Genomic DNA, 15,216 nt, shown 5'->3' with positions numbered 1-15,216 from the left:
AGGAGCCTGCCGGGGCGGGGGCGCGGGCGGATCGGACCGAGGTCCTCGGTTCGGGGTCGGACCGTGGTCCGACGCCACCGGCGGCCACGCCGGTTACCGTGCCGTCCGTGATGTCGCGAGTCCTGCGGATGCTGCCCACCGCCTACCTGTACGCGCTGGACGTGGCCGCCGCCGTGGTGCTGGTCATGGTGTACCTGGACTTCGCCCGGATGTCCGACGTGCCGGCGTGGCTGGGCTACCCGGTGGCGGTCCTGGTCGGGGCGCCCCTGGCGCTGCGCCGCAAGCGGCCACTGCTCACGCTCGGCATCGTGCTCACGGCGCAGAACGTGGCCACCATCGCCCACATCACGCTGGAGCCCTACAGCGCCACCGCGTTCGCGATCTACCTGGTGGCTTCGGCCTGCTCGTCGCGGGTGGCCGTGGGCGCGCTGGCGGCCACGCTCGGCTCGGCCTGGGTGGCGGTGTTCATCGGCGAGGCGTGGCCGGAGTCGGCCGGGCTGTCGATCTTCCTCACGCTGGTGGTGTGCGCCGCGTGGGCGTTGGGGCGCGCCACGCGGATCCGCCGGTCCTACGAGGCCCGCCAGGCCGCCGAGGCGTCGTCCAAGGCGGTCGCCGAGGAACGCCTGCGCATCGCCCGCGAGCTGCACGACGTGGTCGCGCACAGCCTGAGCCTGATCACGGTCAAGGCCGGGGTCGCGGCCCACGTGGCGCCGTCGCGGCCCGAGGAGGCCCAGGAGGCGCTCCAGGTCATCGAGAGGGCCTCGCGCGGCACCCTGGTCGAGATGCGGCGACTGCTGGGCGTGCTGCGGTCGGAGGACTCGGAGGCCGAACTGGCGCCCATGCCCGGCCTGGCCGACTTGCCCGAACTGGTGACGCGGGCGTCCCTCGCCGGGGTGGACGTGTCGCTGTCGGTGACGGGCTCGCTGCCCGAAGGGCTGGGGCTGACCGTGTACCGGATCGTGCAGGAGTCCGTCACCAACGTGGTCAAGCACGCGGCGCCGGCCGCCTGCGAGGTGTCGATCGTCGTGGGGGACGCTTCGGTCGAGGTGCGGGTGGTCGACGACGGGCCCGGCGAACGGGTGTTGGCCGGTGGCGGAGGGGGGCACGGGTTGATCGGGATGCGGGAACGGGTGGCGGTCTACGACGGGACCTTCTCGGCCGGTCCGCTGGCCGGCGGCGGGTTCGCGGTGCGCGCCGAGGTGCCGCTGTCGTGATCGACGTGGTGGTCGTGGACGACCAGGCGCTGCTGCGCGGCAGCTTCCGGGTGCTGGTGGACTCGGCGGACGACCTGCGGGTGGTCGGCGAGGCGGGCGACGGCGCCGAGGCCGTGTCGGTGGTGCGGTCGACGTCCCCGGACGTGGTGCTCATGGACGTCCGGATGCCGGGGGTGGACGGGATCGCGGCCACCCGCGAGATCGGCTCGTTCAGCGCGGCCCGGGTGCTGATCCTGACCACGTTCGACCTGGACGAGTACGTGTACTCGGCGTTGCGGGCGGGTGCGAGCGGGTTCCTGCTCAAGGACACTCCCCCGGCCGACCTGCTGGCCGCGATCCGCGTGGTGGCCGCCGGCGACGCCCTGCTGTCACCCTCGGTGACCCGCCGCCTGGTCGCCGAGTTCTCCCGCACGCCCGCGCCCCGCACGATCCGCCTCGACGGGATCACGGAACGTGAGCAGGAGGTGCTGCTGCTGATCGCCCGCGGGTTCTCCAACGCCGAGATCATGGGCGAGCTGCACCTGTCCGCCGGCACGGTGAAGACCCACATCGGCCGCCTGCTGCACAAGCTCCAGGCGAGGGACCGGGCACAGCTCGTCATCGCCGCCTACGAATCCGGCCTGGTCAGCGCCCGCTCCTGACGACCGGCCCCGATCGTGGCCCGCCCGGCTCGGCCAAGTCGTCCGGTGGTGTCGAAGCCATGAGGGGCCGGGCGAGGGCAGGTGCTCGCCGGCCCCGCGATCCCGTTGTGGCCCGGTTCGGCGCGGGTCTTCCGCCGGCCCGCGATCCGGTCGTGGCCGGGGGACCTGCCGCCGTCCGAACGGCTCCCGTGCGGCCGGTCCGACCTGCGCAGGACGAGACTGGACCTTCTGAACCGATTCACGCCCAGGTCGCGAGCGGTGGCCGCGTGAGGTGCGCCGGGTGGGTGAGGGTGTCCGCTCCCGCCCTGAACGCGGAAAACCCGCCCGGCGCGGTGGCCGGACGGGTTCTCCAGGCGGGTTGATGGATGGCAGTGCGGTCCTACAGGTACTGACCGGTGTTCGTGGCCGTGTCGATGGCGCGACCCGACTCCTGGTTCTTGCCGGTCACCAGCGTGCGGATGTACACGATCCGCTCGCCCTTCTTGCCCGAGATCCTGGCCCAGTCGTCCGGGTTGGTCGTGTTGGGCAGGTCCTCGTTCTCGGCGAACTCGTCCACGATCGCGTCCAGCAGGTGGCGCACCGACAAGCCCGGCTGCTTGGTGTCCAGCAGGCTCTTGATGGCCGCCTTCTTCGCGCGGTCGACGATGTTCTGGATCATCGCGCCCGAGTTGAAGTCCCGGAAGTACAGGACCTCCTTGTCACCGTTGGCGTAGGTGACCTCGAGGAAGCGGTTCTCCTCCGACTCCTCGTACATCCGCTCGACCGTGTGCTGCACCATGCCGTCGATGCAGGCCACCGGGTCGCCGCCGAACTCGGCCAGGTCGTCGGCGTGGATCGGCAGGTCGGGCGTGAGGTACTTGTTGAAGATGTCCTTCGCGCCTTCGGCGTCCGGACGCTCGATCTTGATCTTGACGTCGAGCCGGCCCGGCCGCAGGATCGCCGGGTCGATCATGTCCTCGCGGTTGGAGGCGCCGATCACGATCACGTTCTCCAGGCCCTCGACGCCGTCGATCTCGCTGAGGAGCTGGGGCACGATCGTGGTCTCGACGTCGGACGACACGCCGCTGCCGCGGGTGCGGAAGATCGAGTCCATCTCGTCGAAGAATACGATCACCGGCGTGCCCTCGGAGGCCTTCTCCCGGGCGCGCTGGAAGATCAGCCGGATGTGCCGCTCGGTCTCGCCCACGAACTTGTTGAGCAGCTCGGGGCCCTTGATGTTGAGGAAGTAGCTCTTGGCTTCGCGGTGGTCCTCGCCCCTGGCGGCGTGGACCTGCTTGGCCAGGGAGTTCGCCACCGCTTTCGCGATGAGCGTCTTGCCGCAGCCGGGAGGGCCGTACAACAGCACGCCCTTGGGCGGGCGCAGCTTGTACTCGCGGAACAGGTCGGCGTGCAGGAACGGCAGCTCCACGGCGTCGCGGATCTGCTCGATCTGCCGGTAGAGGCCACCGATGTCCTCGTACCGGACGTCGGGCACCTCCTCCAGCACCAGGTCCTCGACCTCGGCCTTCGGCACGCGCTCGTAGGCGAAACCCGCCTTGGAGTCGACCAGCAGGGAGTCGCCCGCCTTCAGCGGCGAATCCATCAGCGGCTGGGCGAGCCAGACGACCCGCTCCTCGTCGGCGTGGCCGACGACCAGGGCACGGCCGATCGAGCTGTCGGTGGTTTCCGACGCCAACACCTCGCGCAGCGTGCAGACCTCGCCGGTTCGCTCGAAGTCGCCGCCCTCGACCACGGTCAACGCCTCGTTCAGGCGCACCGACTGGCCGAGGACCAGCGACGGCGTCTCGACCGCGGGCGATACCGAGACCCGCATGCGGCGGCCGGAGGTGAACACGTCCACCGTGCCGTCGTCGAACCTGGCCAGGAACACGCCGTAGCCGCTGGGCGGCTGCGCGAGGCGGTCCACTTCCTCGCGCAGCGCGAGCAGCTGGCTCCGCGCTTCTCGAAGGGTGTCGATGAGCTTCGTGTTGCGCTCGGTCAGTTGGCTGACGCGCTCCGTCGCCTCCGCCAACCGCTGCTCCAGCAGGCGGACGTGTCGTGGGGATTCCGTCAACTTGCGGCGCAGCAACGCGATCTCGTCCTCCAGGAACCTGATCTGCGCTGTCAGCTCACCAGAGTTATTGCCCTTGTTCAGCTCGCCACCCTCATCGGGCTGGCTGCCGGGATGACCGTGCTGCATGTCGGCACCCTCCTCCCGTGTTCGTACGACAACGGTACCGGCGATCACCGACAAAAGCGGCCACCCAGCGGGTTCGGAGGCGTCGTGTGATGACACAAACCGCCCGCTCGGCGGGGTCAACTGCTCCATACCGGTGTCAGCCGGAACCTCCCACCCGCTACCGTGCGTCCAGTACTAGTCCCACGTGAGTGGTCCGGGCAGTGTCCACTGCCACCAGCGGAAAGTTCTAGGAGAACGTGATGTCCGTCCCGCCGCAGCAGCCGGGTCCGTACGGTCAGCAGCCGGGTCAATTTGGCCAGCAACCAGGCCAATTCGGCCAGCAGCCGGGATACGGCCAGCAGCCCGGCGGGTACCCGCCGCCTGCCCAGGGGTTCCCACAGGGTGGGCAGCAGCCCGGCTACGGCACGCCACCCGGCGGTTACCCGCAGCAGGGCCAGCCCGGCCCCGGCCAGCAGCCGTACGGCCAACCCGGCCAGTTCAACCAGCCCGGTTACGGCCAACCGGGTGGTTTCGGCGATCCCTACGGCACGCCGCCGAAGAAGAGCCCCCTGCCGTGGATCTTGGGCGGGGTCGGCGCCCTGGTCGTGATCGGTGTCGTGGTCACGCTGGTCATGACGCTGGGAGGCGGCAGCAACGGCACCGCCAAGGACGCCGCCGACAGCTACGTCGCGGCCGTCAACTCCCGCGACTTCGACAAGCTCACCGCGCTGACCTGCGACACGAGCAAGAAATCGATTGACGACATCAAGAAGGCCACCGACCCGGGCGCCTTCGCCGCCGAGCTCGAGAAGGAGCTGAAGGACCTGCCCCCGGAGTTCCAGGAGCAGATCAAGGCGGCCCAGGAGGCGGCGAAGAGCATCAAGGTCAACCTGACCGTCGACAAGGTCGAGGAGAAGAGCGACACGGAGGCCACGGCCACCATCTCGGTCAAGTTCGACGGCGTGCCCGACAGCATGAAGGAGTTCGTCAAGGACGACACCGACACGCTGCCGTTCAAGAAGACCGACGACGGCTGGGTCGCCTGCCCGAAGAGCTGACCCGCACGACCGGTGGACAACGGCCCCGCACACCACGTGCGGGGCCGTTTCAGCTGGTCAGGCGCTCGATCAGCCCTTGGACGGGCGGCGCTGCGGCCGGGGCGGCGTGACGCCGTCGGCCAGCCTGCGGGTGGTCAGCAGGAACGCGGTGTGCCCGATCATCCGGTGCTCCGGCCGCACGGCCAGGCCCACCACGTGCCACGGCCGCACGAGGGTCTCCCACGCGTGCGGCTCGGTCCAGTGCTGCTGCTCCCGGATCGCCTCGGTCACCTTCGACAGCTGCGTCGTGGTCGCCACGTACACCACCAGCACGCCGCCCGGGATGAGGCTGCGCGACACGGCGGGCAGCACGTCCCACGGCGCGAGCATGTCCAGGACGACCCGGTCGACCTCGCCCTCGTGCTCGTTCACGTCGGCGACGGTCAGCGACCAGTTGCCGGGCCGCTCGCCGAAGAACTGCTCGACGTTGCGGATCGCGTGGTCGGCGTGGTCCTGGCGGACCTCGTACGACGTCACACTGCCCTTCTCGCCGACCGCGCGCAGCAACGAGCAGGTCAGCGCGCCCGACCCGGCGCCTGCCTCCAGCACCCGCGCGCCGGGGAACACGTCGCCGTACATGACGATCTGGGCGGCGTCCTTGGGGTAGATCACCTGGGCGCCGCGCGGCATGGACAGCACGTAGTCCGGCAGCAGCGGGCGCAGCGCCAGGAACGACGTGCCGCCCACCGAGACGACCACGGACCCCTCGGGCTGCCCGATCAGCTTGTCGTGCGACAACGCGCCGCGGTGCGTGTGGTACTCCTTGCCCGGTTCGAGCACGATCGTGTAGTGCCGTCCCTTCGGGTCGGTCAACTGCACCCGGTCTCCCGGCTGGAACGGACCACTGGCGGTGCTCACCGCGGCGAACCTCCTGCTTAAACGCGCGTCAACAGCGCACGATGGTCGCACGGAGGCCGCACACGGCCCGTAGCGGCCTACCGACCGTCCGACCCGCGTTCACTCGCCCTTGTCGGTGACCTTCTCGGTGAACCGGCCCTTCGCCAGCTCGGTGACCGTGTGGTACACGGGCCAGCCCACCAGCCAGATCGCGCCGATGAGCGTCATGGTCGCCATCTGGCCCCACAGCGCCTGCGTGCGCTCCGGCGTGCCGACGACGAACATGAGCAGCAGCATCACCGAGCACGCGATCGCCCACGCCACCGCGAACTTGCCCCACTCGCGCCACTCGTGGCGCACCTTCGCCAGGCCGTGCTTCGGCGGCTTCACCGGCGGCGGACCACCGGCGAACCGGTGGGCGACGCGCTGGTCGGCCCACCGCATCATGCTGTGCCCGAACGCCACGCTCACCCCCAGGTAGATCGCGGCGAGCCCGTGCACGCTCGTCGCCTCGCCCCCGGACCTCAGGTCGAACACGGTCGCCACGAGCAGCACCACGTCCACCAACGGGGTACAGGCCAGCAGCACCGCGCCGAGTCTGCGCATCCGCAGCACGTACCGGGCCAGCAGCCCCGCGCCCAGCACCACCCAGAACCCGATCTCGCACGCCACGATGAGGAACACCAACGGTTCGACCACGTCCTCAATGCTGCCGCCCGCGGACCTCGCGCGCGTCGGCGGGCCGACCGATCCCGGGTCATCAGTTCGTAGGACGCTTCGGGCCTTGCCCTGTGCTGTGATGACGTGGTGGAGCTCCGCCCGAAACACCGCGACGTGCTGACCGCGGTGGCCTTCTTCGCCTTGGGGCTGCTGATCCACCGGCTCGGCCTGGACCAGGTGACGGGCGACCGCGGCGGGTCGACGCCGCTCGGGGTGCGGGTGGCGATCCTCGCGGTGGCGTGCGCCGGTCAGGTGTTCCGCCACCGGGCGCCCGTGGTGGCGCTGGGCGTGGCGGGCGCGGCCACGGCGGTGGACCTGCACTTCGGCCTGAGCATGCCGGTGATGATGGTGTGCATCGACGTGCTGTTCGTGGCCACGCTGCACGGGCCGCGCGCGCTGCACCGGGTGCTCGTCGCCGTGGTGGCCGCGGCGACGGTCGGCATCACGGCGACGTCCGCCGCGACGGGCGACTGGCGGCAGTCGTTCTACACCGGGTTGCTGCTGTTCTCGCTGCTCGTGGTGCCCGTGTGGTGGGCGACGAACGTGCGGCGGCACCGGGAGAGCGCCGAGCAGGTCGCCCGCATCGCCGAGCTGGACCGGCGGGCCGCGGTGAACGCCGAGCGCAACCGGATGGCCCGCGACCTGCACGACGTGGTGGCCGGGCACATGTCCGCGATCGCGATCCAGTCCGAGGCCGTGCTGTCGCTGCGCTCGGGCGACCCGGAGACCGCGCGCACGGTGTTGAAGTCGGTCCGGGAGAACAGCGTGCGCGCGTTGGCCGAGATGCGGACGATGATCGACGTGCTGCGGGCCGACGAGCCGGCGGACGAGCCGGTGGCGGTGCGGCTGGCGGACGTGGGCGCGCTGGTCGAGTCGGCCGCCGCGGCCGGGCTGGACGTGGAGCTGCGCGGCGCGGACGTGGGCGAACTGCCCGTGGGCGTGGACGTCGCGGCGTACCGGATCGTGCAGGAGGCGTTGACCAACGCGGTGAAGCACGCGCCGGGCGCGCGCACGTCGGTGGTGCTGGAACGGCAGGTCATGCGGTTGGTGGTGGTCGTGCGGAACGACGTGGTGGACGGTGCGCGCGGCACGGGGACGGGAACGGGGTTGGTGAGCATGGCGGAACGCGCCCACCTGGTCGGCGGGGTGTTCGCCGCGGGTCTCGACGGGGCAGGCGGCTGGGTCGTGCGGGCGGAGTTCCCGCTGTGATCCGGGTGGTGGTGGCCGACGACCACGCGGCGATCCGGGCGGGGCTGGTGATGATCCTCGGCGACGCGGAGGGCATCGAGGTGGTCGGCGAGGCCGAGGACGGCGCGACGGCCGTGCGGCTGGCCAAGCGGCTCGAACCCGACGTGGTGCTGATGGACATCCGGATGCCCGGCGTGGACGGCATCGAGGCGACCCGGCGGCTCAGCGGCGTGTGCGACGTGCTCGTGCTGACGACGTTCGACCTGGACGAGTACGTGCGCGGCGCGCTGCGGGCGGGCGCGGCGGGGTTCCTGCTCAAGTCGGTGGAGGCGTCCGCGCTGGTGGACGCGGTGCGGCAGGTCGCGGCCGGTGACGGCGTGCTGGCGCCGAGCGTGACGCGGCGGGTGATGCGGGAGTTCGCCTCGGCCGCGCCGCGAGCGCGCCCGGCCGCGCTGGACGCGTTGACCGACCGCGAGGTGGAGGTGCTGCACTGCCTCGGCGAAGGGCTGTCGAATCACCAGATCGGGCGAAAGCTGCACATCGGTGAGACGACGGTGAAGACGCACGTGTCGCGCGTGCTGACGAAGCTCGACCTGCGGTCGCGGGTGCAGGCGGCGATCCTGGCGCAGGAGGCCGGGTTGGTCGGCGGGCCGGGCGAGGACGACCAGGTCAGCGGCGGTTCAGCGCGGCCTTGAGGTCCTCGCGGCGCAGCACGCCCGCGGGCCGTCCTTCGAGGTCGACGACCAGGTACTCCCAGGCGGCGGTGCAGTGCACGCGCTCGACCACCTCGGCGCCCGTCTCGTTCTCCAGCAGCACGGTCTCCGGCCGGATCGGCACGGCGGCCTGCTCGGCCGGGGCGTGCGGCGAGGTGCTGGCCAGGCGACGTGCCATCTCGCGGTCGAGCAGGCCGGCGGCGACACCGTCCGCGCGGACCAGGACCACGCCCCGGCCGGCGGACGCGGTGAGCGCGCCCGACACCGGGCTCTCGGCGGGCAGTTGGAGCACCGGTCGGACGAGCTCGCCCAGCGTGAGGCCGTCCGGCCAGGTGCTGCGGCGCTCGGCGGTGAACTCGCCGCGCGCGCCGGCCAGCACGAACCACGCGGTCAGCAGGCACACGCCGAAGCGGAGCCAGCGGTCCTCGGCGCCGTCGAGCACGCCCCAGACCGCCCAGACGACGAGCAGCGCGGCCACCACGCCGCCGCCGATCACGGCGGCCTTCGTGCCCGTCGCACGCCGGCCGGTGACGGCCCACACGCCCGCGCGCAGGATCCGGCCGCCGTCCAGCGGCAGGCCGGGCAGCAGGTTGAACACCGCGACGGCGGCGTTGGCGAACGCGGTCTGGGCGATCAGCAGCCAGACCGCGTCGGGCTGCGGGATGGTGGAGGCGGCCACCGCGAACGCGCCCGCCAGGACGATGGAGACGATCGGGCCCGCGGCGGCGATGGCGCCCTCGTGGCCGGGGCGGGTCGGGGTGCGCATCACCTCGGACACGCCGCCGAGCAGGAACAGGCGCAGCCGGCGCACCGGCAGGCCGAGGCGGAGCGCGACCAGGCTGTGGCCGAGTTCGTGCGCCAGCACGGACAGGCCGAGGAAGACCGCGAACGTGGCGGCGAGCAGCACGCCGGTGAGGCCGCCCGTGCCGGGCGCGATGCGGCCGACCAGCGGCGCGTAGAGCACCACGATGGCCGCCGAGCCCAGCCACCAGGACGGCGCGAGCAGCACCGGGATGCCGGCCACGCGGAACAGCGGCAGCCCGCCGTCCCGGCCGACCTGCCGTCGCCAACCACTCGTCGTCGCCACGGGACGAGCCTAGGCGGCCGGGTGTATCAGGACTGTGTTGGATCAGCGCCGGGTCGGGCCCGCGTCGGGCTCGCGTCGCCGATCCGGGCGCGCAGGCCGTCGAGGATGAGGTCGAGGCCGAAGCCCAGGGCCTCGTCCTCGCCTCCCCCGGCCGCCTCCGCCAACGCGGCCCGCACCGCCGGGTACCGGTCGCCGCGCTCGCGCACCACCTCGGCCACGATCGCGCCGAACTGCGTGCCCGCGTCGCCGCCCGGCGCCGTCGCCGCTTGCTGGGCGATGTTGCGGACGTGCCCGGCGAGCACCGCCAGCACGTCCATCCGCTCGGCGCCGCCCAGGCCCGCGCCGTCGAGCACGGCCAGCGCGGCCTCCATCCAGGCCAGCTCGTTCGGGCCGATCACGCGCGGGCCCGTGGTGGCCTCCAGGACCCACGGGTGGCGCACGAAGCCGGGCAGCAGCCCCAGCGCCCACGCGCGCAGCCGTGCGAACCGGTCGCCCTCGCCGAGGTCGGCGGGCGGCGTGCCCATTGCCAGGTCGGCCATGAGCGCGACCAGCTCGGACTTGCCGGGCACGTAGCGGTACAGCGACATCTTGGTGAAGCCGAGGTCCGCGGCGACCCGCTGCATGGAGACGGCGGCGAGCCCCTCGGCGTCGGCGATCGCGATGCCGGTGCGGGCGATGAGCTCGTGGGTGAGCGCGGGCTTGGGGCCGCGGCGAGGGCCGGGGCGGTCGCCCCACAGCAGTTCGAGGCTGCCCGTCAGGTCCATCGCCACCTCCGGTGTTGCCGTCGCGAAAAAACTGTGTCTACGATACACAAATAGAACTGCTTCCGATGGACACAGTTAGGGGCGGACATGGCCGACAAGCAGGTCCTGATCTCCGGCGCGAGCGTCGCCGGACCGGCGCTGGCCTACTGGCTCGCGCACTACGGCTTCGAGCCGACCGTCGTGGAGATCGCGCCCGCGCTGCGCGGCGGCGGGGCGGCGGTCGACTTCCGCGGCGAGACGCACCTCGCCGTGCTGGAGCGGATGGGCGTGCTGGACCGGCTGCGCGAGGTCCGGACCGGCGGCAGCCCGATGACGTTCGTGGACGAGCGCGACCGCACCGTGCTCCACCTGCCGGCGGAGTTCGCGGGCGGCGACGTCGAGGTGCTGCGCTCGGACCTCTCGCGGGTGCTCTACGAGCACGGCAGGGCTCGGGCGGACTACCTCTTCGGCGACTCGATCGCCGCGTTGGCCGAGACGCCCGACGGCGTCGACGTGACGTTCGCCTCCGGCGCTCAGCGCACGTTCGACTTGGTCATCGGCGCCGACGGCATCCACTCCCGGGTCCGCGCGCTGGCCTTCGGGCCGGAGGAGCGGTTCGTCAGCCACCTCGGTTACTACGTCGCGAGCTGGGACCTGCCCGCCGACTTCGACGCGCCGGCCGAGCCGGTGAGCTACAACGCGCCGGGACGGCTCGTGTCCACCGGCGGCGGCCCGGACCGGCCGGGCGCGTTCGTGGTGTTCAAGTCGCCGCGGCTGGAGTACGACCGGCACGACGTGGCAGGGCAGCGCCGGCTGCTCCACGACGCGTTCCGCGGGGTGGGGTGGCGGACGCCCCGGTTGCTGGTGACCTTGGAGCACACGACGGAGCTGTACTTCGACTCGATCAGCCGGGTGGACGTCCGGCCCTGGTCACGGGGGCGGGTCGCGCTGGTCGGCGACGCGGCCTGCGGCGCCACCATCGGCGGCATGGGCGCGGGCACCGCCGTGGTCGGCGCGTACGTGCTCGCGGGCGAGCTGGCCACGGCGGACGGCGACCACGAGACGGCGTTCCGGCGTTATGAGGACCGGATGCGCGACTACGCTCGGCGGTGCCAGAAGGGCGGTGACCGGACGGGGAAGTTCCTGGCGCCGGCGAGCCGGTTCGCCCTGCGCGCGCGCAACGGGCTCCTGGGCACCAAGTTCCTGCTCGACCTGATGCTGAAGGCAGGCAAGGACATCACGAACAAGATCGACCTGCTGGACTACGCGCGCGCCGCCGCGTAGCGCCTCGCGCGGTTCGGACCCGATCTTGTCGGGGGGTTGGCCTATGGTTCTGGGCCATGGCAGTGCCGACGATCACCGAGCGCCCTGTTCGCAGGCCAGCGCTGTCGCCCTCGCGAGCGGGCGACTTCAAGCAGTGCCCGCTGCTCTACCGCTTCCGCGCCGTCGACCGGCTGCCCGAGAAGCCGACCAGGGCGCAGGTGCGCGGCACGGTGGTGCACGCGGTGCTGGAGGACCTGTTCGGCCTGCCCGCCGACGAACGGCTGCCGGAGACGGCGCGGGCGCTGGTCGGCCCGGCGTGGGAGCGGGTGCGGGCCGAGCGGCCGGAGTTCGCCGAGCTGTTCGCCGAGGGCGATCCGGAGCAGGAGCGGTGGCTGGCGTCGGCGGAGGAGCTGCTGGACGGCTACTTCGGCCTGGAGGACCCGCGCCGGTTCGACGCCGACGCCCGTGAGCTGCTGGTGGAGTGGGAACTGCCCTCGGGCGTGCTGCTGCGCGGGTACATCGACCGCGTCGACGTGGCGCCGACCGGCGAGATCCGGGTGGTCGACTACAAGACGGGCGCCGCGCCGCGCGAGGTCGGCGAGGCCAAGGCGTTGTTCCAGATGAAGTTCTACGCGCTGGTGCTGTGGCGGCTGCGCGGCGTGGTGCCGCGCCAGCTGCGGCTGATGTACCTGGCCGACCGGCAGGCGTTGGCCTACCAGCCGGACGAGGCGGAGCTGACCCGGTTCGAGCGCACGTTGGAGGCGATCTGGGACGCCATCCTGCGCGCGGCGAAGTCCGGCGACTTCCGGCCGAACCCGGGCAGGCTGTGCGACTACTGCGACCACAAGGCGCTGTGCCCGGCGTTCGACGGCACGCCGCCGCCGTACCCGGGCTGGCCGGAGCCGGACGCCGGGGTGGAGACCGCGCTGGACCGGGCCGACTGACACGCGGTGTCCGGGCCGAGCGGTTCGTCGTCGAAGGGTCGTGTCGAGGGGGTTGTGCTGAGGGGATCGTGCTGATGGACGCGTTCTACGAACAGCTGGACTCCGACCGGTTCGCCGCCACCGGGCACACCACCGGTCCGTGGGGCAACGACAGCCAGCACCTGGGGCCGCCGTCCGCGCTGCTGGTGCGGGCGTTGGAGCGGTGCGCGCCGCGGCCGGAGGCGGTGCTGTCCCGGGTGGCGTTCGAGGTGCTCGGCCCGGTGCCGGTCGCGGAGCTGACCGTGACGGCCTCGGTGGTGCGGCCGGGGCGTTCGGTGGAGCTGTTGTCGGCCGAGCTGGCGCACGGGGGCCGCCCGGTGCTGCGGGCGAACGCGTGGCGGATCGTGGCGGGCGACACGGCGGCGGTGGCGGCCGGCGCGGGTGAGCCGCTCGTCGCGCCGTCGACGTGCGAGCCGATGGCCGTCCCGGAGCACTGGCGGGGCGGCTACCTGGCCGCGATGGAGTGGCGTTCGGTCAGCGGCGGCATCTTCGCGCCCGGTGACGCGGTGGTGTGGGCGCGGCCGCAGGTGCGCGTGGTGGCCGGCGAGGAGCCGACCGCGGCGCAACGCCTGTTCACCGTGGCCGACTCGGCGAGCGGCGTGTCCAGCCGGCTGGACATCCGCACGTGGTACGCGATCAACACCGACCTGACCGTGCACCTGCACCGCGAGCCGGTCGGCGAGTGGTTCGCCCTGGACGCGCGCACGGTGATCGGACCGTCGGGCGTCGGCGTGGCGAGCAGCGTCCTGCACGACGAGCACGGCCCCGTGGGGCACGGCGCGCAGTCGTTGTTCGTGCGGGAGCGCTAGGCCCACGGTCGCAACCGGCACGCGGCGCGCGCACCATGGGGTCATGAGGTTCGCGGACCGCTTCGACGCCGGACGGGTGCTCGCCCGGGCGCTGGCCGGCGAGTCGTGGACCGATCCCCTGGTGCTCGGCCTGGCCCGCGGCGGCGTGCCGGTGGCGTTCGAGGTCGCCTCCGCGCTGGGCGGTGAGCTGGACGTGGCCGTCGCCCGCAAGATCGGCGCGCCCGGCCACCCCGAGTACGGCATCGGGGCGGTCACCGCGAACGGCGAGCCGATCTTCGACGAGGACGCGCTGCGCATGCTCGGCCTCACCCGCGAGGACCTGGCCGAGACGTGCGAGGCCGAACAACGGGAGGCCCGGCGGCGGCTGGAGCTGTACCGGGACGGCCCGGTGCGGCTCGAAGGCCGGGACGTGCTGGTCGTGGACGACGGCCTGGCCACCGGCGTCACGGCCCGTGCCGCGCTGCGCGAAGCCCGCGGGCAGGACCCGCGACGCCTGGTGCTCGCGGTGCCGGTGGGCGCGGCGGACTCGGTGCGCGCCCTGCGCGCGGACGCCGACCTGGTGGTCTGCCCGCACCCGCGGACGGATTTCCGGGCGGTCGGCCGGTTCTACGGTCACTTCGACCAGACCACCGACGACCAGGTGGTGGAACTGCTGCGCCGTCAGAGGGCGCGGTAGTGCTCGACGGTCGGGAACGGGTCGTAGAAGTGGTGCAGCAGCGCCTTCCACCGCGGGTACAGCGGCCCCTGCCGGAAGCCGACCGTGTGGTCCTCGAGCCGTTCCCACCGCACGAGCAGCAGGTACCGGGACGGGTGCTCGACCGACCGCCGCAGGTCGACCGAGACGAACCCGGGCGACTGCGCGATGACCTCGCGAGCCTGGTCGAACGCCTGCTCGAAGTCCGCCTCCAGACCGGGGCGGACGTCGAGGGCGGCGACTTCCAGGATCACAGGTGCTTGTAGACGTCTTCGAGGGTGAGACCGCGCCCGAGCATCAGCACCTGCACCCGGTACAGCAGCTGGGAGACCTCTTCGGCCAGGCGCTCGTCGGACTCGTGCTCCGCGGCGATCCAGACCTCGCCGGCCTCCTCCAGCACCTTCTTGCCCTGCGCATGCACCCCGGCCTCCAGAGCCGCGGCGGTGGCGGAGCCCTCAGGGCGGGTGCGTGCGCGTTCGCTCAGCTCGGCGAACAGCTCGTCGAAGGTCTTCACGGGGTCTGATCCTCCCATCCCCCGAACGGTCGCAGGCACCCAGGACCCCGGTCCGGCGGGCGCGGGCGCTAGATCCCGTAGTGCGGGTCGGTGAAGGGCCACACCTGCGCGATCCACTTCGGCACGAACGCGTCCAGCGCGCGCTCCAGGTCGGTGCCCACGCGGTCGTCCACCACCCACCACGAGATCTGCGCGTCGGCGCTGCGCCCGGGGTCCTCGACCGGGTCGATGTAGACGCAGCCGTACAGCTCGGTCTCGTCGGCGTTGAAGAGGGCGTAGTTGAACGACTCGTGCGCGTCCTGCTCCCGTTCGTGCCGGGCGAGGTCGACGCGGTCGTGCTCGTAGGTCATGTCGGCGGGCGGCCAGCCCCACTTCTCGCCGTACCGCGACCACAACCGCTCCTGGGAGCCCATCACGGCGGGGTAGTCGACGTCCACATCGGACTCGCGGATGGGCCGCAAGTGGTGTTCGGCGTCGAGCGGGACGTGCGTCGGGTGGGCGAAGTCAGCGGGCAGCCACGGCATGGCGCGGATTCTGCGTCGGCCGGGGCGCGAC

The 15,216-nt window shown here is 72.4% G+C and carries 17 protein-coding genes; 9 read left to right on the top strand and 8 right to left on the bottom strand.

The window, feature by feature from the left end; all coding sequences use genetic code 11:
- Window positions 1-110 precede the first annotated feature (110 nt).
- Both ACZ7GX_RS12470 and ACZ7GX_RS12465 read left to right on the top strand, forming a co-directional pair.
- Window positions 111-1,214, top strand: a complete 1,104-nt coding sequence (locus ACZ7GX_RS12470; RefSeq protein WP_498776131.1) for a sensor histidine kinase — start codon at window positions 111-113, stop codon at window positions 1,212-1,214.
- A complete protein-coding gene (locus ACZ7GX_RS12465; RefSeq protein ID WP_498775832.1) occupies window positions 1,211-1,855 on the top strand; it encodes a response regulator in 645 nt (214 codons plus the stop codon). Before ACZ7GX_RS12470 ends, ACZ7GX_RS12465 begins: the two co-directional genes overlap by 4 nt.
- Before the next feature lie 379 nt (window positions 1,856-2,234).
- Here ACZ7GX_RS12465 and arc read toward each other — a convergent pair whose 3' ends face one another.
- Entirely contained in the window at window positions 2,235-4,034 is a 1,800-nt protein-coding gene (gene arc, locus ACZ7GX_RS12460) for a proteasome ATPase (RefSeq protein WP_498775830.1), read from the bottom strand.
- A 239-nt stretch (window positions 4,035-4,273) separates the two neighbouring features.
- Between arc and ACZ7GX_RS12455 the strand changes: the two genes are divergently transcribed.
- Window positions 4,274-5,071 (top strand): Rv0361 family membrane protein, encoded by a 798-nt coding sequence (locus ACZ7GX_RS12455; RefSeq protein ID WP_498775828.1) that lies wholly within the window; start codon window positions 4,274-4,276, stop codon window positions 5,069-5,071.
- A gap of 69 nt (window positions 5,072-5,140) precedes the next feature.
- On the opposite strand, the gene ACZ7GX_RS12450 is transcribed toward ACZ7GX_RS12455, so the two are convergent.
- Both ACZ7GX_RS12450 and ACZ7GX_RS12445 read right to left on the bottom strand, forming a co-directional pair.
- Window positions 5,141-5,968: a tRNA (adenine-N1)-methyltransferase gene (locus ACZ7GX_RS12450; protein ID WP_230565749.1), complete on the bottom strand. Its 828-nt coding sequence runs from the start codon at window positions 5,966-5,968 to the stop codon at window positions 5,141-5,143.
- Window positions 5,969-6,067: 99 nt separating this feature from the next.
- On the bottom strand, window positions 6,068-6,646 hold the full coding sequence (locus ACZ7GX_RS12445) for a hypothetical protein (RefSeq protein ID WP_498775825.1): 579 nt from the start codon (window positions 6,644-6,646) through the stop codon (window positions 6,068-6,070).
- Between the two features lie 105 nt (window positions 6,647-6,751).
- Here ACZ7GX_RS12445 and ACZ7GX_RS12440 point away from each other — a divergent pair, with 105 nt between their 5' ends.
- The gene (locus tag ACZ7GX_RS12440) at window positions 6,752-7,876 is read left to right on the top strand and encodes a sensor histidine kinase (RefSeq protein WP_498775823.1); all 1,125 of its coding nucleotides are present in this window, start codon (window positions 6,752-6,754) and stop codon (window positions 7,874-7,876) included.
- A gap of 50 nt (window positions 7,877-7,926) precedes the next feature.
- A complete protein-coding gene (locus tag ACZ7GX_RS12435; protein ID WP_498776128.1) occupies window positions 7,927-8,550 on the top strand; it encodes a response regulator in 624 nt (207 codons plus the stop codon).
- Here ACZ7GX_RS12435 and ACZ7GX_RS12430 read toward each other — a convergent pair.
- Both ACZ7GX_RS12430 and ACZ7GX_RS12425 read right to left on the bottom strand, forming a co-directional pair.
- Window positions 8,525-9,655, bottom strand: a complete 1,131-nt coding sequence (locus ACZ7GX_RS12430; RefSeq protein ID WP_498775821.1) for a site-2 protease family protein — start codon at window positions 9,653-9,655, stop codon at window positions 8,525-8,527. The genes ACZ7GX_RS12435 and ACZ7GX_RS12430 overlap by 26 nt on opposite strands.
- A 26-nt stretch (window positions 9,656-9,681) precedes the next feature.
- Entirely contained in the window at window positions 9,682-10,419 is a 738-nt protein-coding gene (locus ACZ7GX_RS12425) for a TetR/AcrR family transcriptional regulator (protein WP_498775819.1), read from the bottom strand.
- Window positions 10,420-10,506: 87 nt separating this feature from the next.
- On the opposite strand from ACZ7GX_RS12425, the gene ACZ7GX_RS12420 reads away from it, so the two are divergent.
- From ACZ7GX_RS12420 to ACZ7GX_RS12405, 4 genes are all read left to right on the top strand, one after another.
- On the top strand, window positions 10,507-11,682 hold the full coding sequence (locus tag ACZ7GX_RS12420; RefSeq protein WP_498775817.1) for an FAD-dependent monooxygenase: 1,176 nt from the start codon (window positions 10,507-10,509) through the stop codon (window positions 11,680-11,682).
- 56 nt (window positions 11,683-11,738) lie between these two features.
- A complete protein-coding gene (locus ACZ7GX_RS12415; RefSeq protein ID WP_498775815.1) occupies window positions 11,739-12,605 on the top strand; it encodes a RecB family exonuclease in 867 nt (288 codons plus the stop codon).
- 71 nt (window positions 12,606-12,676) lie between these two features.
- Entirely contained in the window at window positions 12,677-13,453 is a 777-nt protein-coding gene (locus tag ACZ7GX_RS12410; protein ID WP_498776126.1) for a thioesterase family protein, read from the top strand.
- Between the two features lie 43 nt (window positions 13,454-13,496).
- Window positions 13,497-14,129, top strand: coding sequence for a phosphoribosyltransferase (locus ACZ7GX_RS12405; RefSeq protein WP_498775813.1), 633 nt, complete (start codon window positions 13,497-13,499; stop codon window positions 14,127-14,129).
- Here ACZ7GX_RS12405 and ACZ7GX_RS12400 read toward each other — a convergent pair.
- From ACZ7GX_RS12400 to ACZ7GX_RS12390, 3 genes are all read right to left on the bottom strand, one after another.
- Complete coding sequence (locus tag ACZ7GX_RS12400; protein WP_498775811.1) at window positions 14,114-14,401, bottom strand: antibiotic biosynthesis monooxygenase family protein; 288 nt, start codon at window positions 14,399-14,401, stop codon at window positions 14,114-14,116. The genes ACZ7GX_RS12405 and ACZ7GX_RS12400 overlap by 16 nt on opposite strands.
- A complete protein-coding gene (locus ACZ7GX_RS12395; protein ID WP_033434999.1) occupies window positions 14,398-14,661 on the bottom strand; it encodes a phosphoribosyl-ATP diphosphatase in 264 nt (87 codons plus the stop codon). Before ACZ7GX_RS12395 ends, ACZ7GX_RS12400 begins: the two co-directional genes overlap by 4 nt.
- Window positions 14,662-14,729: 68 nt before the next feature.
- A complete protein-coding gene (locus ACZ7GX_RS12390; protein WP_498775809.1) occupies window positions 14,730-15,185 on the bottom strand; it encodes an N-acetyltransferase in 456 nt (151 codons plus the stop codon).
- Window positions 15,186-15,216 lie beyond the last annotated feature (31 nt).

This window comes from Actinosynnema sp. NPDC037264, assembly GCF_055603705.1.
The sequence above is the reverse complement of the archived record's forward strand: the minus strand, read 5'-3'. Positions and strand labels throughout refer to the sequence as shown.